Annotated in this window: 24 protein-coding genes; 12 read left to right on the top strand and 12 right to left on the bottom strand. The window is 28.7% G+C overall.

All coding sequences use genetic code 11. From position 1 onward, the window contains the following. The first annotated feature begins 5 nt into the window (after positions 1-5). Both ACWYN7_RS07095 and ACWYN7_RS07090 read left to right on the top strand, forming a co-directional pair. Positions 6-332 carry a hypothetical protein gene (locus ACWYN7_RS07095; RefSeq protein WP_462859190.1) on the top strand — a complete coding sequence of 109 codons (327 nt, stop codon included), beginning with the start codon at positions 6-8 and terminating at the stop codon, positions 330-332. A gap of 73 nt (positions 333-405) precedes the next feature. Then, positions 406-1,044, top strand: coding sequence for an alpha/beta hydrolase (locus ACWYN7_RS07090; RefSeq protein ID WP_462859189.1), 639 nt, complete (start codon positions 406-408; stop codon positions 1,042-1,044). A gap of 67 nt (positions 1,045-1,111) precedes the next feature. On the opposite strand, the gene ACWYN7_RS07085 is transcribed toward ACWYN7_RS07090, so the two are convergent. The 5 genes from ACWYN7_RS07085 to ACWYN7_RS07065 form a co-directional block, all read right to left on the bottom strand. Further along, positions 1,112-2,644: an ATP-binding response regulator gene (locus ACWYN7_RS07085; protein ID WP_462859187.1), complete on the bottom strand. Its 1,533-nt coding sequence runs from the start codon at positions 2,642-2,644 to the stop codon at positions 1,112-1,114. Between the two features lie 6 nt (positions 2,645-2,650). Then, entirely contained in the window at positions 2,651-3,136 is a 486-nt protein-coding gene (locus ACWYN7_RS07080) for a Rab family GTPase (protein WP_462859185.1), read from the bottom strand. A gap of 8 nt (positions 3,137-3,144) precedes the next feature. After that, complete coding sequence (locus tag ACWYN7_RS07075; protein WP_462859184.1) at positions 3,145-3,957, bottom strand: cell envelope biogenesis protein OmpA; 813 nt, start codon at positions 3,955-3,957, stop codon at positions 3,145-3,147. After that, positions 3,958-4,311, bottom strand: coding sequence for a hypothetical protein (locus tag ACWYN7_RS07070; RefSeq protein ID WP_462859183.1), 354 nt, complete (start codon positions 4,309-4,311; stop codon positions 3,958-3,960). A 108-nt stretch (positions 4,312-4,419) separates the two neighbouring features. Next, positions 4,420-5,202 carry an MBL fold metallo-hydrolase gene (locus ACWYN7_RS07065; protein ID WP_462859181.1) on the bottom strand — a complete coding sequence of 261 codons (783 nt, stop codon included), beginning with the start codon at positions 5,200-5,202 and terminating at the stop codon, positions 4,420-4,422. A 76-nt stretch (positions 5,203-5,278) separates the two neighbouring features. On the opposite strand from ACWYN7_RS07065, the gene ACWYN7_RS07060 reads away from it, so the two are divergent. From ACWYN7_RS07060 to ACWYN7_RS07045, 4 genes are all read left to right on the top strand, one after another. Further along, positions 5,279-6,727 carry a TonB-dependent receptor gene (locus ACWYN7_RS07060; RefSeq protein WP_462859179.1) on the top strand — a complete coding sequence of 483 codons (1,449 nt, stop codon included), beginning with the start codon at positions 5,279-5,281 and terminating at the stop codon, positions 6,725-6,727. Positions 6,728-6,792: 65 nt separating this feature from the next. Continuing rightward, entirely contained in the window at positions 6,793-7,341 is a 549-nt protein-coding gene (locus ACWYN7_RS07055) for an RNA polymerase sigma factor (RefSeq protein ID WP_462859177.1), read from the top strand. A gap of 31 nt (positions 7,342-7,372) precedes the next feature. Then, on the top strand, positions 7,373-7,915 hold the full coding sequence (locus ACWYN7_RS07050; protein ID WP_462859175.1) for a hypothetical protein: 543 nt from the start codon (positions 7,373-7,375) through the stop codon (positions 7,913-7,915). Between the two features lie 11 nt (positions 7,916-7,926). Then, complete coding sequence (locus ACWYN7_RS07045) at positions 7,927-8,391, top strand: sensor of ECF-type sigma factor (RefSeq protein ID WP_462859174.1); 465 nt, start codon at positions 7,927-7,929, stop codon at positions 8,389-8,391. 53 nt (positions 8,392-8,444) lie between these two features. Here the strand turns inward: ACWYN7_RS07045 and ACWYN7_RS07040 are convergent, their stop codons facing one another. From ACWYN7_RS07040 to kdsB, 5 genes are all read right to left on the bottom strand, one after another. Next, positions 8,445-8,639: a hypothetical protein gene (locus ACWYN7_RS07040; RefSeq protein ID WP_462859173.1), complete on the bottom strand. Its 195-nt coding sequence runs from the start codon at positions 8,637-8,639 to the stop codon at positions 8,445-8,447. 129 nt (positions 8,640-8,768) lie between these two features. Then, positions 8,769-9,029 (bottom strand): hypothetical protein, encoded by a 261-nt coding sequence (locus tag ACWYN7_RS07035; RefSeq protein WP_462859171.1) that lies wholly within the window; start codon positions 9,027-9,029, stop codon positions 8,769-8,771. A gap of 24 nt (positions 9,030-9,053) precedes the next feature. Continuing rightward, on the bottom strand, positions 9,054-9,680 hold the full coding sequence (locus ACWYN7_RS07030; RefSeq protein ID WP_462859169.1) for a CatA-like O-acetyltransferase: 627 nt from the start codon (positions 9,678-9,680) through the stop codon (positions 9,054-9,056). Then, positions 9,677-10,366 (bottom strand): HAD family hydrolase, encoded by a 690-nt coding sequence (locus ACWYN7_RS07025; protein ID WP_462859167.1) that lies wholly within the window; start codon positions 10,364-10,366, stop codon positions 9,677-9,679. Before ACWYN7_RS07025 ends, ACWYN7_RS07030 begins: the two co-directional genes overlap by 4 nt. Then, a complete protein-coding gene (gene kdsB / locus ACWYN7_RS07020) occupies positions 10,359-11,096 on the bottom strand; it encodes a 3-deoxy-manno-octulosonate cytidylyltransferase (RefSeq protein ID WP_462859165.1) in 738 nt (245 codons plus the stop codon). Before kdsB ends, ACWYN7_RS07025 begins: the two co-directional genes overlap by 8 nt. Positions 11,097-11,298: 202 nt before the next feature. On the opposite strand from kdsB, the gene ACWYN7_RS07015 reads away from it, so the two are divergent. Both ACWYN7_RS07015 and ACWYN7_RS07010 read left to right on the top strand, forming a co-directional pair. Continuing rightward, positions 11,299-12,213 carry a hypothetical protein gene (locus tag ACWYN7_RS07015; RefSeq protein ID WP_462859163.1) on the top strand — a complete coding sequence of 305 codons (915 nt, stop codon included), beginning with the start codon at positions 11,299-11,301 and terminating at the stop codon, positions 12,211-12,213. Positions 12,214-12,354: 141 nt separating this feature from the next. After that, the gene (locus ACWYN7_RS07010; RefSeq protein ID WP_462859161.1) at positions 12,355-13,320 is read left to right on the top strand and encodes a hypothetical protein; all 966 of its coding nucleotides are present in this window, start codon (positions 12,355-12,357) and stop codon (positions 13,318-13,320) included. A 1-nt stretch (position 13,321) separates the two neighbouring features. Here ACWYN7_RS07010 and ACWYN7_RS07005 read toward each other — a convergent pair whose 3' ends face one another. Together ACWYN7_RS07005 and idi are read right to left on the bottom strand one after the other, a co-directional pair. Next, a complete protein-coding gene (locus tag ACWYN7_RS07005; RefSeq protein WP_462859159.1) occupies positions 13,322-13,738 on the bottom strand; it encodes a 6-pyruvoyl trahydropterin synthase family protein in 417 nt (138 codons plus the stop codon). Further along, positions 13,731-14,249 (bottom strand): isopentenyl-diphosphate Delta-isomerase, encoded by a 519-nt coding sequence (gene idi / locus ACWYN7_RS07000; RefSeq protein WP_462859157.1) that lies wholly within the window; start codon positions 14,247-14,249, stop codon positions 13,731-13,733. The genes ACWYN7_RS07005 and idi overlap by 8 nt, the downstream gene beginning before the upstream one ends. A 118-nt stretch (positions 14,250-14,367) precedes the next feature. Here idi and ACWYN7_RS06995 point away from each other — a divergent pair, with 118 nt between their 5' ends. The 4 genes from ACWYN7_RS06995 to ACWYN7_RS06980 all read left to right on the top strand — a co-directional run bounded on the left by ACWYN7_RS06995 (position 14,368) and on the right by ACWYN7_RS06980 (position 19,354). After that, positions 14,368-15,063 carry a peptidylprolyl isomerase gene (locus ACWYN7_RS06995; protein WP_462859155.1) on the top strand — a complete coding sequence of 232 codons (696 nt, stop codon included), beginning with the start codon at positions 14,368-14,370 and terminating at the stop codon, positions 15,061-15,063. A gap of 124 nt (positions 15,064-15,187) precedes the next feature. Next, entirely contained in the window at positions 15,188-16,780 is a 1,593-nt protein-coding gene (locus ACWYN7_RS06990) for a peptide chain release factor 3 (protein ID WP_462859154.1), read from the top strand. 4 nt (positions 16,781-16,784) lie between these two features. After that, positions 16,785-18,368: a hypothetical protein gene (locus ACWYN7_RS06985; RefSeq protein WP_462859152.1), complete on the top strand. Its 1,584-nt coding sequence runs from the start codon at positions 16,785-16,787 to the stop codon at positions 18,366-18,368. 56 nt (positions 18,369-18,424) lie between these two features. Continuing rightward, the gene (locus tag ACWYN7_RS06980) at positions 18,425-19,354 is read left to right on the top strand and encodes a peptidylprolyl isomerase (protein WP_462859150.1); all 930 of its coding nucleotides are present in this window, start codon (positions 18,425-18,427) and stop codon (positions 19,352-19,354) included. The last annotated feature ends 118 nt before the right edge of the window (positions 19,355-19,472 follow it).

Genomic DNA, 19,472 nt, shown 5'->3' with positions numbered 1-19,472 from the left:
ATATTATGGAAAACACCTCTGTAAGTGAAGGAAAAACAGCTGCAATTATTAGTCATTTTTGGATTGTAGGCCTAGTAATTGCATTTGTAATGAACATAAATAAAAAGAATTATTTTGCTAGTTTTTATATTAGACAAATGATTGGTTTAAATATTATTCAGTTTTTAAACGGAGCAATTATTCTTAAATTTTTTGGTAGTTCTGCTAGTTATATTATTGGAGCTTTAACTTTTATTCTATGGATTATTTCTTTAATAGGAGCTTTTAAAGGAGAGGAAAAAGAAGTACCTGTTGTTGGTGAGCATTTTCAAAATTGGTTTAGAGCTATTTAAATTTGCTACTTTTTCTTAATATTTTATATTTCAATTAATTTTTATCTAGCTAACACAAAGCATCTAAAAAACCATGAGTTTAAACTACATTATAAAAGAACCTACCATAAAAACTGAAAATTCGCCTTTGTTAATTTTATTGCATGGTTATGGTAGCAATGAACAAGATTTATTTTCTTTTGCAGAAGAATTACCAGAAGAATTATTGATTGTAAGTGCACAAGCTCCTTACGAAATGGGCTATGGAGGTTATGCTTGGTATGCTATAAATTTTGATGAAATAAATGGTAAATTTTCAGATTTAAAACAAGCCAAAGAATCCATTGATAAAATTGCTGTTTTTATAGATGACATAAAGAAAAAATACAACACCAATACAGAAAAAACCTTTTTATTAGGGTTTAGTCAAGGTGCAATTTTAAGCTATTCTTTAAGTTTCTTTTATCCAAATAAAGTAAATCATGTTGTTGCTTTAAGTGGATATATTAATATGGAATTATTGCCTGCAGAAATTTCTAAAAACATACAAACAGATTACTATTGTTCTCATGGAACTGTAGATCAAGTTTTACCTATAGATTGGGCTAGAAAAACCAAACCTTTTTTAGATAAGTTAAAGTTAGAAAGTGTTTATTCAGAATATCCTGTAGGTCATGGAGTTGCACCACAAAACTTCTACAGTTTTAAATCTTGGATTGAAGAACGTTTATAAAAAATTACGTTTTTTTATTTTTTCTTTGGATGACAAACATCAACCAAAACAATAGTTTTAGAGAAATTTAATACCCCATTTTAAATAGTTTCTCCACTTTTGCAATCAATTCAAAAGGTTTATAAGGTTTAAAAACAACATCTGCAAAACCTATTTTTAAATAACCATCTTTGTATTCTTGCGTAGCATTACCAGTTAACGCCAAAATAGGAGTTTGTTTATTTTTATAAAAGCCTTCTCTTTGTTTAATTAAAGCCTCGCCTGTTAATTGTGGCATGTTAATGTCTAAAATTATAGCATCAAAATCTATATTATTTAAGGTATTTAAGGCTTCTAACCCATCATTTACAACAGTTACTTTTGCACCTTCTTTTTCTAAGAAATGAATAGTTATTTTCTGATTTAAATGATCATCATCTGCTAATAAAATCTGTTTATCTGTTAAATCTATTTTAGCTAAACCTGTAGTTTTTGCAACACTCTTTTCTGCAGTTTTTACAACTTTTTGAAAAGGAATTTCTACAGAAAAAGTAGTTCCAACATTTATTTCGCTAGCTACAGAAATAGAGCCTTTCATGGCACCAATTAATCGCTTAACAATAGACAACCCTAAACCAGCACCTCCGTGAATTCTGTTATCATCTAACTCTGTTTGTCCATATTCCTCAAAAATTTCTACAGTTTGTTCTGCAGTCATCCCTCTACCTGTATCTGTAATTTTAAAACGAATTTCGGTAGTTTTATCACTCTCAGAAATTACTTCTGATGTTAACGAAATTTTTCCTGTTTTGGTAAACTTTAAAGCATTGCTCAACAAGTTAGAAATAATCTGAGTAATTCTTACACCATCTCCAAATAAAGTTTCTGGTATTTGGTTTGATGTCTGAATTTCTAGTTCTACTAAATGATTTTTATTTTGATTTTTATAATTGATAAAAGTGCCTTCTAAAATTTCTTTTATATTGATTTCTTCTATCGCTAATTTTAATTTTCCTGCTTCAATTCTTGATAAATCTAAAATATCATCTACAATAACTTTTAAGTTTTTACCTGCTATTGCCAAATATTTTACGTATTCTGCTGCTTTTTCACTTAAATTTTCATCAGAAATCATGTCTGTATATCCTAAAATTGTATTTAAAGGATTGCGAACTTCGTGACTCATCATCGCCAAAAAACGTGATTTTTCTTCGTTAGCTTTGTCTGATGCTTTTCTTAAAATAGCAAGTTCATTATTTTTTTCTGAAAGTTCTCTTTTCATAAAAAACAAATCATTTCTATTTTGATTTAACTGAATAATCGTTTTATAAATTTTAGTTCTATTATGGATTAAAAGAGAAATATTATCGCCAGTTTTTAACAACTCAATATCTACATTGTATTCTATTTCTTCTGAATTGATTATTAGCCCTTCCATTACAAAAGATTCGTTTTCTGGAAGCAATTCTAAAGTTCCAAAAAGAAAAGGACAAGGATTAAAAATAGACGTTTGTAATACAAATTCTTTTGCTGCAAATTTACCAGCATTAAGACTTACAATAACTCCTTGGCTATCTACAGTGAGCTCTATAAAAGCTTTTTCAATTTTTTCGGGTATCAAAAAGTTTTATTTTAAGGATTGTTTTGCTAAAGTGATAAATGCGTCTTCTACATTTTCATCTTCTTTAGCACTAGTAACCAAATCAATAGGAATACTAATCACTTTTTTTATTTGTTCTAATTCTGTTGAAGTAAGCAAATCTTTTTTGTTACCAACAACTGTAATACAATCTAGTTTAGATAATTCTTTAACCGTTTTTACCTGACTTTCTATATTTAAATAAGTTTCTTCTCTAGAAAGATCGAACACATACATTGCTGCACTTGCTCCTAAAAAATAAGCTTTGGGTACTTTTTCATCTTCTTTTGTACCAGCAACATCCCAAATTAATAGTTTTATTTTTTCTGAGTTAAGTTCTACTATTTTTGTGCTAACTCTAACACCTATTGTACTGATATATTCTTCTGAAAATTCGTTTAAAACAAACCTTCTTATTAATGAAGTTTTACCTACTCCAAAATTACCAACTAGTAAAACTTTTTTTGCAATCATTTAAAAATTTATTTGGATTTTATAAACGTTTTAAAAATCAACTCATTTAACCTTTCTTCATCTTCTAAAAAACTTCTATCCATTAAAACTCTTTCTGCCAGCGTATTAATATCATCTAAAAGATGTTCTTTAAATTCTGAGTTTAAAATTCCAGATGTGGCTGTAGCAATGTAGATGGTTTTAAAATTTTGGATTGATAATTGAAAGGTTTCAAATTTAATATCTTCTAAATCTTGTCCTTCTTTAGAAAAAGCATCTTCTGCAAAAGATTTAATGGCAGTTAACATTCCAGAAACCATGTCTTTATCTGCAATACTACCTCTAGAAAAATTTCCTTTTAACAAACCAGAATCTTTCTCTATTACAAAAACTTCTTCTATTATAGGTTCAAAAACCTCTTGAAAAACATCATCTGCATCTGTTCTTTTTCCTTTAAATAAGCGTTTTATGATCTGAGAAATTGAAAATTTATCGTTAATGGTTTCGTTGATGGTTTCTGTAAGTTTAGCTATTTCTGCGACAATAAATTTCTTAATCAATTTACCAATAATTGGGTAAAGAGCTTCTACAACTTCGTCTTGAGATTCTTTAATCTGAACTTTTATAGCTTCTGTAATATGACCACCAAAATGATTTGAAAAATTATTTTTTAAATCATCAAGTTTTTCGTCTATAACAGGGTTTACTTCTTTTTTAACTTCAGTTTTTTCTAAAAATTTTGCACTTAAAGATTCAAATTCTTTTCTATCATCGGTTAATAAAAGTTCTTTTAGTATTTCAAAACGATTGTCTGTTTTATGATTTACAGTCGTTTTTTTCATCTATTCTTGCAGCATCTGTGCAATCTTCTCTAAGGCTTTTCCTAATTTTCTTCTATCCGCTTTTTCATCATCTAAATCTGCTAATCTCTTGTCTAAATCGTCATTTAAATCTTGAAATTTATGATCAACCAAGCTTTCTAAATCAGACAATTTATTTTCAAGATTGGTAACCGCTTCAGCTAAATTATGATCACTTTGTTTTTTTAAAGCTTCTATTTTTTCGTAAACATCTGCAAATTCAGAATCATATTTTTGAATATTTTCTCCAAAAATTAGATCTCTTACAGCAGCTATTCTAGAATCAACTTGCTGATTTGAAGCTGCTTCATTATTTTGTTCGGGAGTTTGTGACATGCTTTTATTTGGTTTATTAGAACTTTTTATCTTTTAAATTCGATGACTAAAGTTCTGAAAACAATAGCCTTGCAGACAAATATACATTAAAAAACAAATTATAAAAACCTACACTGTAATTTTTAAACCATCGAAAGCCAAATAGACATTTTCTGGTAACTGTTTAGAAACTTCTTTGTGAAAACCAAGTTTATGGCTAATGTGTGTAAAATATGTTTTTTTAGGAGCTATTTCTTTTACAAAATCTAACGCTTCTTGTAAATTAAAATGAGTAAAATGCTCTTGAATTCTTAATGCATTTACCACCAAAACATCTAAGTTTTTTAGTTTTTCTTTTTCTGACGCTGCAATACTTTTTACATCTGTTAAATATGCAAAATCTTGAAACCTATAAGCTGTTATTGGTAACTTACCATGCATTACCTCAATTGGAGTTACTTTTAAGTTACTTACCAAAAAAGGAGAATCATCTACTAGAAAAGGAGAAACTGTTGGTGCTCCTGGATATCTGTTTTCTTTGCTAAAAATGTACTCAAATCGTTTTTCTAAACTAGTTAAAACTCTCTTAGTTAAGTAAATTGGCATTTCACCTAAAATATAACAAAAGGGTCTTAAATCATCTAAACCACCTATATGATCTGCGTGTTCGTGTGTAAAAAACACACCATTTATCAATTGTACATCTTCGCGTAACATTTGCTGTCTAAAATCGGGACCGCAATCAATTACGTAAGAAACATCATCCCAAGAAATTAAAACCGACGATCGTAAGCGTTTGTCTTTGGCATCTGTAGACAAACAAACAGGATCTTTACTTGCAATCATTGGTATGCCTTGAGAAGTACCTGTGCCTAAAAAGGTTATATGTAATACTTTTTTGGTTAAATTCATTACAACAAAAATAACATAAAAATTGACTGATTGTATTCTTATTTATTACATTTGTTAAGTACAAAAAAAATCGGATATGGCAATTTCTTTGAAAGGAGATCAAGAAATTAGTAGTGTACCTACTACTAAAAATAAAGCATTAAGAATAAATTTAAACAAAGATATTTACGGAACTTTTGCAGAAATAGGTGCAGGACAAGAAACAGCTCGTAATTTCTTTAGGTCTGGTGCTGCATCTGGTACAATAGCAAAAGCTATGAGTGCTTACGATAAAGATTTTTCTGATGCAATTTATGGTATAGAAGAAGACAGACGTTATGTTACACAACCTCGTTTAAAAAAAATGTTAGGTCACGAAATCGATTTAATGGAGGATCGATTAAGCAGACAAAAACATCCAGATAAGTTATTTTTTAGTTATGCTAATACTGTAACTACTATAGATTTTGCAAGAAAATTTAAAGGGCATGGTTGGGTAGGAATCCGTTTTCAATTAGATCCATTAGAAGATTATAATGAAATTGTTTTGCATCTTCGTTTTAAAGAAACTGATGCGCGTTTGCAACAAGAAACTCTAGGTATTTTGGGTGTAAACCTTATTTATGGCGCGTTTTATTTAAATGATAATCCAAAAGAATTGGTAAAATCTTTTTATCATAATTTAGGAAATCATCAACTAGAAATTGACATGATTAATTTCTCAGGACCTCGTTTTATGTATGTAGACAATCGTTTAATGAGTTTACAATTACTTAAAAATGGAATGACAAATGCTGTAATGTTTGGGCCTGATGGTAACAACTTATTACCTGCACAAGTACTTTATAAAAAAAACATTTTAACTTTAAGAGGTAGTTTTAGACCTGTTACTAAAGTTAATATGGATATGTTTGAGCAATCTAAAAAAATGTTTTTAGCAGAAAAAAAGGTAGAAGAAAGTAAAACACAGGTTATTTTTGAAATTACCCTTAGTAATTTATCTGCAGAGGGTAAAATTAACGAGAGAGACTTTTTAGACAGAGCTGAATTACTGTGTTCTTTAGGCCAAAATGTAATGATTACTAATTTTCAGCAATACTTTAAATTGGTAGAATATTTTAGCGAATTTACCAAAGAAAGAATGGCCTTAGCAATGGGCGTTTTTAACCTTGTTCAAATTTTTGACGAGAAATATTATAGAGATTTAAGTGGTGGTATTTTAGAAGCTTTTGGTAAACTTTTTCATAAGGACTTAAAAGTGTACATGTACCCATATCATGATCCAGAAACTGGTGAATATATGAACAGTAAAAATTTAAAAGTACATCCTAGAATGAAAGAATTGTACAAATTCTTTAAAATCAATGGTAAAATTTTAGATATAAAAGATTTTAATAAAGATGTTTTAGATATTTTTTCTAGAACTGTTTTAAAAATGATAATGGAAGGCAAAGAAGGTTGGGAAGAAATGCTACCAGAAGGCATACCAGAAATAATAAAACATAATCGATTATTTGGTTATTCTAGATCTAGACGTAAAAATTAAACTTTATTAGCAGCCATATTAAACCTTTTTAGTATTTTATTGTCTTACAACAAACGTAGTTTTTTTTGATAGACGAGATTACACTAATACAAGAACTTCAGAATACAAAAACTAGAGAAAAAGCCTTTAGAGTATTAATTACTCAATACAAAGAGCGATTGTATTGGCATATACGTAAAATTGTAATTGTACATGATGATGCAGATGATGTATTGCAAAACACATTTGTAAAAATATTTAAAAATATCGATAAATTTAATAGCGAAAGTAAATTGTATTCTTGGATGTATAGAATTGCAACTAATGAATCTATTACCTTTATTAATAAAAGAGCAAAAGAAAGAAATGTAGATATTTCTGATTATCAACAACAATTAGCAAGTACTCTAGAAAGTGATTTGTATTTTTCTGGTGATGAAATTCAGATTGTATTACAAAAAGCAATTGCAACTTTACCACAAAAACAACAATTGGTTTTTAATATGAAGTATTTTCAAGAGTTGAAATATGATGAAATTTCAAAAATCTTAGAAACTTCAGTAGGCGCATTAAAAGCTTCATATTTTCATGCCGTAAAAAAAATAGAAAAATATATAAAAACAGAAACCAATTAAACCTTTTTAAACTTTAAAGGTCTAAATAACAATGGAAAACGAAATTAAACATAGTGAAGCATATATTAGATCAAGAGCAGGCAAAAAGCCTGGTTTTTCTACTCCTTCAAATTATTTTGATAATTTAGAAGAAGATATTTCTATAAAAATTTCTGAAGAAAATTTCATCAAAAAAACATCATTTAAAGTACCTGACACTTATTTTTCTGGTTTAGAAGATAATATTTTAGCAAAAGTTTCATCCGAAGAAAAAAAAGAAAGTAAGGTAATTTCTTTAAAAGATAGCGTTTTAAAAATAATTCCTTTTGCAGCAGCAGCTTCTATTGCCTTGTTTATTGGTTTAAATTCTTATCTGTTTAAGTCTAAAAACACTAGTAATTTAGATGTTTTAACCGATGACGATTTTGAACAGTGGTTAGATGTTAGCACGATACATACAGATGATATTGTAGAAATTTTACCAGAAGATATTTTAGATGTAAATGAGTTTTCTTACGCACTAATTAAAGATGAAAGTATAGAAGATTATATAAGCTCTATAGACAATACTTCAATTTTAAACGAATTAAATTAAAACACTAGAAAATGAAAAAAATAATTACTTTTTTATGTATTTCTATCTTCTTCTTATCAATTTCTATAAATGCCCAAATGAGCAAAGAAGGAAGAGAAAAAATTAAAGCTTTAAAAGTGGCTTATTTAACAGAACAAATGAACCTTACAACTTCTGAAGCAGAAAAGTTTTGGCCTGTTTACAATACATTTATCAAAACGCAATATTCAATTAGAAATAACTATAAAAAAAGTGTTAAAGATGTTGAGAAAGAACACGAAGATTTTAATAATATAAGCGAAGAAAAAGCTAAAAAGCTAGTTTCTTTAAAACTGCTTACGGATAAAAAATTGTACGATTCTCAAGAAAAATTTACCAAAAGTATTCAGGGTATAATTTCTTACAAGAAAATTTTAAAACTACAAATTGCTGAAATGGAATTTGGTAGAAAATTAATGCGAAAATATAAGCATAGAGAAAGAAATAATAAAGAATAGAGAGAACAATAAAATAAATTAAAAAAATGGAAGCTATACAGCTTCCATTTTTTTTAATTTATTAAATGCATACAAGAGTATAACTCTGGTTTGTTTGCAGTAAATTGTTTCAACCAAATTGTTAGCTCATCTACTTCATAAGGCAATAACCTTGTAAGTGCTTTCTCTAACTCTTTGCAAAACAAATCTGAATTAAAACTTACTTTTTTTAGTACAGTTTTTGTGTACTCAAACATTGCTCTAGCCATATTTTTGGATGTTAATTATAATGTAATAACGTATTCTAAATCGTTTTAGTATACTATCCAAATTTACAAAAAAAAACCAATATCAAAATTTGATATTGGTCATAAATTTGTTTAGAAATTGTTAAAAAACTATAAGCTATTTACTTTTTCTACTAAGTTTTTAGCTTCTGTTTCTAATTCTTGATTTATTGCTTTGTAATGCGCCTTTTTATTCTCTACATTTTTTGCATTTACTTTAGCAATTAATGTGTCAAAAGTTTCAATCGCTTCATCAATAATCTCTTCTCCTTTTTTAGATTCGTTTTTTAAAATAGAAACATCTAATGTGTATTCTATAACATCACCTAAAACGTAATTAATATCTTTTTTTAAGTTTTTTATACTTGCCATTACTTTTTGTTTTAAAACGCAAATTTAGTTGTTTTTATCTAATTGGCTTTGATATTCTTTAAAAAATAAACCAAGATGATAACCATCTACTAATGCGTGGTTTACAGTTATAGCAACTGGCATTTTAAGTCGATTGTTTTCTATAAAGGTTTTACCAAATGCTAATCTAGGTATACTATCGTCTTTTTGCCCAGATTCTGGCTCTATTTGGCTGGTAAAAGAAAACCAAGGCAAGGCTGAACAATATATACATTCATCAGAATTTATAAGCGGGAATAAATCAATAGAATTTTGAATTCTTTCTTTTTCTTTTAAAAAATTTTGATGAAAAGTTTCAAAATCATCTGCAAAATGAATAAAAGAAAAACCAAATGTATGATCTTTTCTAGCAATTGTTGCAGAAGCATGAATTACATCTATAATTGCAATTTTATCATCCTGAATTCGATATTTAAAATTTTCTATGCCATTTAATGCTTTTAAACAAGCGTGCAAATAATACACAAAAAACGAGCGTTTTTCTGCTTTCGATTTTTTATAAATTTGAGTAACATCAACATTTACAGTAACTCCATAAAATGGATTTTTTAAACTTTTAAAATGATTAAAATGCGATTTTCTATTCCAATTTTCTATATCTAAACACCTCATATTAAACCTGTAAGCTCTTGTATATTAGAAAGTGTTTTATAAGCGTTCGATTTTTCATTATCGTTAACTTCTTCGTGCACCCAAGTTGTATGAAATGGAATATGAATGGCAGATGCACCAATTTTAATCAATGGCAAAACATCAGATTTTAAGGAATTACCAATCATTAAAAACTCTGAAGGATCTATGTCTAAATGCTTGATTAACTTTTTATAATCTTTTTCTTTTTTGTCGCTCATTACCTCAATATGATGAAAATATTTTAGCAATTTCGATTTTTCTAACTTTCTTTCTTGATCTAATAAATCGCCTTTTGTAGCCACTATCAATTTGTATTTTCCGTAAAAACTTTTTAGCACATCTTCTACACCATCTAACAATTCTATTGGTTTTTCTAACATTTCTTTACCAATATTTAAGATCGATTCAATAACTTTTGGATGTATTTGATAGTTAGAAATTTCTAAAGCAGATTCAACCATTGATAAAACAAAACCTTTAATTCCATAACCATAAAGTTTTAAATTATCGATCTCTTTTTTAAAGAGTTCTTGGTCTATTTTATTTTCGGTTTCGTATTTTGATAATAGTTTTGCAAATTGATGTTCTGCATCTCTAAAATAAGTTTCATTTACCCACAACGTATCATCAGCATCAAAGGCAATTACTTTTATATTTTTATTCATGTTGATCTAAAATTTTTATTGCTTTTTCTAAATCTTCTGGTGTATCTATACCCACAGATTCTACTGAAGTTTCTACCATTTTAATTTTTTTACCAATTTCTTGATAACGAATGGCTTCTATTTTTTCTGCAGCTTCTAAAGGTGTAATTGGTGTGTTATAAAAATCGATTAAAGCTTGTTTTCTAAATGCATAAACTCCTTTATGTTTGTAATATTTTACGTTGATATTTTTATCTCGGTGATAAGGAATTACGCTTCTAGAAAAATAAATAGCCATATTATTTACATCTGTAATTACTTTAACATTATTCGGATTTTCTACCTCTTTTACATCTGTAATTTCTACTTTCAAAGATGCTAAATCTACTTCTTTTTGAGCATCATCTTTAAAAACTTGAATTAATTTTGTTAAAGAAACAGCATCTATAAATGGTTCATCTCCTTGAACATTAATTACAATATCTACATCAATATCTGCAACAGCTTCTGCAATTCTATCAGAACCACATTCGTGTTCTTTTTTACTCATAATTGCTTTTCCATCAGCATTTTGAATGGTTTTAAAAATTACATCAGAATCTGTAACAACATACACTTCATCAAATAAATTGGTATTTAAAGCAGCTTGGTAAGTTCTTAAAATTACAGGTTTGCCTGCCAAATCTTTCATTAATTTACCAGGAAAACGAGATGCACTGTAACGTGCAGGAATCATTGCAATTACTTTCATAAAATTATATTTACAAGTTTTAAAAACTTTGTATTTAAAGTACAAATTTAAGGTTAATAGAATTAATCTGATTTATTTAAAATCATTTAACTTTGAAATTGAGTTTAAAATTTTACAAAAATAATTAGTTCAATAAGTTTGGTATCTTTTTTATTAAATTTACGGCGCAATTTTTTATCACTTAAAATAAGAATATTCAAGTTTGAAAAAAGTTACTCTTATCGTTTTTTATGTATTGATTACGGCTTGTGTTTATGGTAATCATAGAACTTTATATGTAGACGATTTTGTAAATATTTTAGGAAGTCCAGGTAAAGAAGACAAACTGCTGTTATTTGCTAAAAAAAATAATTTTAAGACGCTTATACTTTATCAATTGAATAAAGTTGATAAAAAATGGTCGCTTTCTGACCCAAGAAAAAATAATGTTTTGGCTGAATTTATTGCCAAAGCGAAAAGTGAATTTAGCATACAAAAAATTGGTGCTTCTGGAGAATGCGCATCTTTTTTTACCAACAGAATAGATCCTTACAATAATTCTAGAAACAGAGCAGAAGAAAAATTTGATATTTATAATCTTGAGTATGAATATTGGTCTCAAAATGCTTCTGGAGAAAATGGGTATTACTGCATTAACTATCTCAACGAAAACAAAATACCTTGTAACAGAAATGGTTCTTACACTTTTTTTATTGATAATTTAAAAGAACTAAAAAACCTATCTAAAAACAACATTCACGATATTAAAATTGAAGCTTATCTGGGGTACTATTCTCAAAATGAAGTTGCCAATATTGTTAAATATTGCGATCGATTAATTATACAAACTTCAGGTAAAAACCCAAAAGTTTCTTTCGCATCTGCCAAAAAGAATTTGGCACATTTAGCTAAAATTAACAGCAAGGTTAAAACATCCATATTATACTCAACTCGTATGAACGCAATGGGCTATTGGTTTAAATCGAATAGCTTAGAACGTGGAGAAAAAGATTTTTTTAATTTAATGAATCTTAACAATTCTAGTTATTCTAAAAACATCAATTTAGATGGTTTTAGCTATCACACGTATTCTTTTTTAGAAAAATCGATTAGTTATTTTTATTATACAAGAAACTAATACGTTAAAAATCAGCAAACAAATTTTTGATTTACACAAGAAAATAGCACTTCATTTTTCAAGAAAATGTGTTGATAACTTTGTATTTTAAAAAAAAGTTGTAGGTTTGTTTTCATAAATCCCTTAAAATCCCCTTTAAGTATGAAATGGAAATTCCCTAGATTTCTAGTAATTACGTTATTTGTTATATTTAAATCTTATGGATCTCACAGAATCTTATATGTAGATCAGTTTTACGATATTCTTGGTAACGAAAAAAAAGAAAACAACTTATTAGAGTTTACTGTACAGAATGGTTTTGATAAAATTATTCTTTATGATTTACACAAAATCAACAAAACTTATCCGCTTGCAGACAAAAACAAAAACAGCATTTTAGCTCGATTTATTTTTAAAGCAAAAATAAATTATGGTTTAAAAGGAGTTGGCGGTTCTGGAGAAAGTGGCGCATTTTTTATAAATGCAATTCACGCTTATAACATGTCTAGAATTAACCCAATTGAAAGGTTTGATACTTACAATTTAGAATATGAATATTGGAAAAAAGATGCCAATAAAAACGGAGGCTATTATTGCGAAAACTATTTAAAAACTAATGGCGAAGCTTGTAATAGAAAAACAACTTTTAATTTCTTTTTAAAATCTTTGGCTACCATGAAAGCTTTGGCTAAAGAAAATAGCCATAAAGTAACTGTAGAAGCTTATGTTGGAAAATATTATAAGCATGAAATTAAAAAAATATCTAATTACGTAGATCGTTTGCTTTTACATGTTTATGTTACAAATCCTAAAAACGGATTTAATTTTGCAAACGAAAGATTAGAATATTTAGCAGACATTAAAAATATGCCAAAAATATCTATCATTTATTCTTCTGAAACAATGTTTATGGGTGGGTGGTTAAAATATAATTCTATTAAAAAAGGCGAAAGAATTTTTATTGATAGTTTGCAGAAAAGCAATAAAGATTTACTTAGAAAAATTAATTTCACCAATTTTACATACTACAACTACAATAAATTAGCAAAATCTATAAAATACTACAATAGTATACATGGTGGATTCGAAAAACTCAAGAAAAACGAAAATATTTTAGCAGCCAATTAGTTTAAACTTCTCCAGAATACGTAACAAAATTTCTTGGAGTTTCGTAAAGTGTAATTTTTAAATCTAATTGATTAGGAATGTGTTTTCTTAACTTATCATAAATAACTACACAAATATTTTCGGCAGTTGGATTTAAGTTTTTGAACTCAACCACTTCTATATTTAAATTTTTATGATCGAAAGCATCTTCAATTTCAGATTTTATCAAATTTTTTAAAACACCTAAATCATACACATAGCCAGTTTCTGCATCGATTTCACCAGTTAAAGAAACAATTAATTCGTAATTGTGCCCATGAAAATTAGGATTACTGCATTTACTAAAAACCTCAAAATTTTTTTCATCAGACCAATCTTTTCTGTATAATCTGTGAGCAGCATTAAAATGTGCTTTTCTATGAACAGTAACTTTAGGCATTTGTTAATTTTTGATAAGATTCTTTAAAAATTATTTTAAACCACTCAGTATAAATTGCAGGATTATTTTCGATATCTACTTTAACCTCTTCTAACTGCATCCATTTGTAATTAGCAACCTCATCTTTATTAATATTCGGTTTATCATTATAACTGCCAATCATTACGTGGTCAAATTCGTGTTCTGTTAAGCCATTATCAAAAGGAGCTTTGTAAACAAAAGAAAAAACTTCTTTTAAATCGGCTGTAAAACCCATTTCTTCTTGCAACCTTCTTCTACCAGCTTCTACATTACTTTCTCCATCTCTTTGATGAGAACAACAAGTATTTGTCCATAATAATGGCGAATGATATTTATGAGCTGCTCTTTGTTGCAACATCAATTCTCCTTTATCATTAAAAATAAATACAGAAAAAGCACGATGTAAAACGGCCTTTTCATGTGCTTCCATTTTAGGCATTAAACCTAATTGTTTGTCCTTTTCATCAACTAAAACTACCAATTCCTCCATATTTGCAAATATAAGATATCAGAATAGTATTTTTACTTAAATTTTTAATAAAACCATTACATTTTTCTATTCTTTTATTCTGATGATTTATATTTGAGCATTATAAAACCTGTTTAAAGTGAAGCTTTTTTTACGATTACTCTTGCTAACTCTACTTATTTCTTTTTATCAATGCGATTCTCAAAAAAAAGAAAGCAAAATAGAAAATACACCAACAAAAAAAACGATTCAGCAAAAAGAAGAAGAGAAAATCATTAAACCTTGGGATAGTTTAAATAGCAAAAATACTGAAGCTTTTTTATTAGAATTTGGCAAACAAAACCCAGAAACAAAAGTTATTATAAAAACTAAATTCGGCAACATAAAGCTAAAACTTTACGAAGATGTACCTGTACACAGAGCCAATTTTATTTTTTTAACAAAAATTAAATATTTCAATACCACTGTTATTTATCGTGTTGCAAAAAACTTTGTAATTCAAGGTGGTAATTCTGATAATATGTACACCCAAAAACAACGCAGAAAGTATGGTAATTACTTAATGAAACCCGAATTTAGAAGCCATAGAACACACAAATATGGAGCTTTAGCTGCAGCCAGACAATGGGAAAACAATCCAGATAAATTATCTAGTCCCTTCGAGTTTTACATGGTGCATAAAAGAAGTGGCGCTCATCATTTAGATAATGAACACACCGTTTTTGGCGAAGTTATATCTGGGTTTGATACCATGGATAAAATATCTAAAGTAAAAGTTGGTGTAGATGAATGGCCTATTAACGATATACAAATGACCATTGAAATTTTAGAGTAAAAGGTTAAAAAAAATCTTTATTTACAACTTAAAAATATCAATTTAAAGTAACTACACGTGTAAATTCCAGAAATTAGTGTCTATTTTCAACATAAAACCTATCTTTGCACCTCAAATTTTGTAGATGAGTTTTTTAGAAGAAATAGCACGTAGAAGAACATTTGGAATCATATCGCATCCAGATGCTGGTAAAACTACATTAACAGAAAAATTATTATTATTTGGTGGTGCCATTCAAGAAGCTGGTGCCGTAAAAAATAATAAAATAAAAAAAGGAGCTACTTCCGATTTTATGGAAATTGAGCGACAAAGAGGGATCTCTGTTGCTACCTCTGTTTTGGCATTTATTTATCAAAATAAAAAAATAAACATACTCGATACTCCTGGTCATAAGGATTTTGCAGAAGATACTTTTAGAACTTTAACAGCTGTAGATAGCGTTATTGTGGTTATTGATGTTGCCAAAGGTGTAGAACCACAAACCGAAAAATTAGTTGAAGTTTGTAGAATGCGTAGTATTCCAATGCTAGTTTTTATCAATAAATTAGATAGAGAAGGTAAAGATGCTTTTGATTTGTTAGATGAAGTTGAACAAAAATTAGGTTTACGAGTAACACCTATGAGTTTCCCAATTGGTATGGGTTACGATTTTAAAGGGATTTACAATATTTGGGAAAAGAAATTAAATCTTTTTTCGGGTGATAAAAAAACTACTATTTCAGAAGGTATTGAGTTTGATGATTTATCAAATCCTGATTTAGATAAAGCTGTTGGTGTAAGTGCTGCAGAAACTTTACGAGAAGAAATTGAATTGATAGACGAAGTTTATCCTCCTTTTCATCAAGAAGAATATTTAAAAGGAGAATTACAACCTGTATTTTTTGGTTCGGCTTTAAATAATTTCGGAGTTAAAGAATTATTAGATGCTTTTATCGAAATTGCACCTTCGCCTCAACCTAAAAAAGCAGAAGAACGTTTAGTAGATTCTAAAGAGAAAAAAATGACCGGTTTTGTGTTTAAAATCCACGCAAATATGGATCCTAAACACAGAGATAGATTGGCTTTTATAAAAGTGGTTTCCGGTACTTTTAAAAGAAATTCACCTTATTTACATGTAAGAAATGGAAAAAAGGTAAAATTTTCTAGTCCGAATGCCTTTTTTGCAGAGAAAAAAGAAATTGTAGACGAATCTTTTCCTGGTGATATTGTAGGCTTACACGATACTGGAAATTTTAAAATTGGTGATACACTTACAGAAGGCGAACAATTGAATTTTAGAGGAATTCCTAGTTTTTCTCCTGAACATTTTAGGTATGTAAACAATGCAGATCCAATGAAATCTAAACAATTATACAAAGGTTTAGATCAATTAATGGACGAAGGTGTAGCTCAATTATTTATCTTAGAAATGAATGGACGACGAATTGTGGGTACAGTTGGTGCTTTACAGTTTGAGGTTATTCAATATCGTTTAGAACACGAGTATGGTGCAAAATGTACTTACGAAAATTTAAATGTTCACAAAGCTTGTTGGGTAGAGCCAGAAGATCCAAAAAACGAAGAATTTAAAGATTTTAAAAGAGTAAAACAACGTTATTTAGCCAAAGACAAACAAGGTCAATTGGTATTTTTAGCAGATTCTGCTTTTACAATTCAAATGACTCAGAGCAAATATCCAACAGTAAAATTACATTTTACCAGTGAATTTAAAAACTAGAAACATGAAGAAATTCTTTTTGATAGGAATCATTTTTTTAAGCTTCAATAACTTTGCTCAAGAATTTAATTTGAATGATATTAAAGGAAAAGAACTTCACAATTCAATACGTTTAAATTATATTTTAATAGATCAACCAGACTTGGTGTATACTTATGGTGATGGTAGTTCATATACTTTAGATCCTAATATGGGTTTTTGGGGATTAAACTACAACATTCTATTAAACGATTGGTTGTATACAGGAGCTGGATTTCATGGAGCTGCTTATGGAGATCAAGGTGGTTTATTTACGTTAGGGGTAAATTTGGGTGTAAATTTTCCTATTTACAAAAACTTATCTTTTGATGCCAATGTTCATTTTGGTGGAGGAGGAGGATTTAGAAGTTTGGTAAATGGTGGTGGGTTATTATATACAAATGCAGGTTTAAAATACAACGCAAAAGGCTTTTCCTTTGGAGTTCAATATGGAAATGTAGATTTTTTTACAGGCATACAAGGTGGAGATAATGTTTCATTTTTTATAGAAATACCTACCACTTTAAGAACCAGTTCTTACGCAAATGCTCAAAAATCTTTTATTGTTAATAATGATAATGACGATGAATTCTGGAAAAAACCGGCTGTAAAAAATGTACAACAAGTTACTTTTGATTATTTCTTTCCAATTGGATCTTCAAGAAATGATGGTATTGCAGTTTTTAATGATGCGACACCTTTAACACAAACATTAAGCCTTTTAGGTTTTGAGTACCAAAGATATTTAACACAAAACACTTTTATTTATGCACATGTAGATGCTATGTATAGTGGTTTAGAAGCTGGTTTTATGGATGTGTTTTTCGGAATTGGTAAAAACTTTATTGAAACCAAATACGTAAACTTTTTTGCTAAAATGGGAATTGGTGCTGCTGGTGGAAGAATTTATCCAGAAAATGGATTAACTGTTTACCCAAATGCTGGTTTTGATGTTAAACTATCCAAAAATTTTGGAATTAGTGCTCATGGTGGTTATCATAGAGCTGTTGGTGGAACTTTCGAAGCTTATACAGCTGGTTTTAGTTTAAAATATTATGGTTTAAGTGGAGGAACCACTGATCCATTTACCAATAAAAAAGCCTCAATAATTAAAACGAAAGGTATTCATATTGGCGTACAAAATCAATCTTATTTTAAAGTAGCTAAAACATTTGGAGAACCATTAGATTTACAACTAATTGCTCTAAAAGTTATGTACGATATTAACAAAAGACTCTATCTTTCTGGTGAAGCTTCATTTGCATACGAAGGCGAATCTGGTGGTTATGCACATGGAATTTTTGGATTGGGAATTCGTAGTAATAAATTTATAAATAATAAATTTTCTTTATTTGCAGAAACTTCATTGGGAGTTGCAGGTGGTGCAGGAGTTGATACTGGAGAAGGAATTTTAATAAGACCAACTGCGGGTATTAACTATCATTACAATAACGATTTATCTTTTCAAGTTTCTGGAGGGCAGTATATATCTGCATATGGAAATGTCAATTCAACAAATTTAAACATTGGTTTAACTTATAGTTTATCAATATTAAATGCTAAAAAATAATTTATGCTGAATTTCTTTTCAGTAAAACATCAATAAAAACGATTAAATATTAAAAAATGAATAACGGTATATACGCAAAATTCAAAACACCTAAAGGTGATATTTTAGTACAATTAGAACACGAAAAAACACCTGGAACTGTAGGTAACTTTGTTGCTTTAGCAGAAGGTAATTTAGAAAACTCTTCTAAAGAGCAAGGAACTCCTTATTATGATGGATTAAAATTCCATAGAGTAATTCCAGATTTTATGATTCAAGGTGGATGCCCACAAGGAACAGGAACAGGAAACCCAGGTTATAAATTTGATGATGAATTTCATCCAGATTTAAAACACGATGCTCCTGGTAAATTAGCAATGGCTAATTCTGGACCTGCTACAAATGGTAGTCAATTTTACATTACCCACGTTCCTACTCCATGGTTAGATGGTAAACATACTGTTTTTGGTTCTGTAATTGAGGGTCAAGAAGTTGTAGATGCTGTTGCTCAAGGTGATGAAATGTCTGTTGAAATTATTAGAGTTGGTGATGATGCAGAGAATTTTAATGCTGTAGAGGCTTTTAGAACTTTTGAAGGAGCTAGAGAAAAACGTGAAGCTGAAGCAAAAGCTGCACAAAAAGCAATGTTAGATAAAGTTGCAGCTGGTTATGATGAAACTACAAGTGGTTTACGTTATAAAGTTTTACAACAAGGTGATGGAAAACAAGCTACCAAAGGAGCAAAAGTTTCTGTACATTATAAAGGACAATTATTAGATGGTACTGTTTTTGATTCATCATACAAAAGAAAACAACCTATAGATTTTAACGTTGGTGTAGGTCAGGTAATTTCTGGTTGGGATGAAGGTATTCAATTATTAAAAGTGGGTGATAAAGCTCGTTTTGTAATTCCATCTAACTTAGCTTATGGTTCTGCTGGTGCTGGAGGGGTTATTCCACCAAATGCAACCCTAATTTTTGATGTAGAATTAATGGCTGTTAATTAGTCTTATTAATTTAAAATCAATTTAAATAAAAAACACATAGATAATCTTAAATTAAATTCAATTTTATCTATGAATTCCGCAAAAAAACTTCTATTCTATAGAAGTTTTTTTAGTTTAC

The organism is Polaribacter sp. M10 (assembly GCF_054968445.1).
The sequence above is the reverse complement of the archived record's forward strand: the minus strand, read 5'-3'. Positions and strand labels throughout refer to the sequence as shown.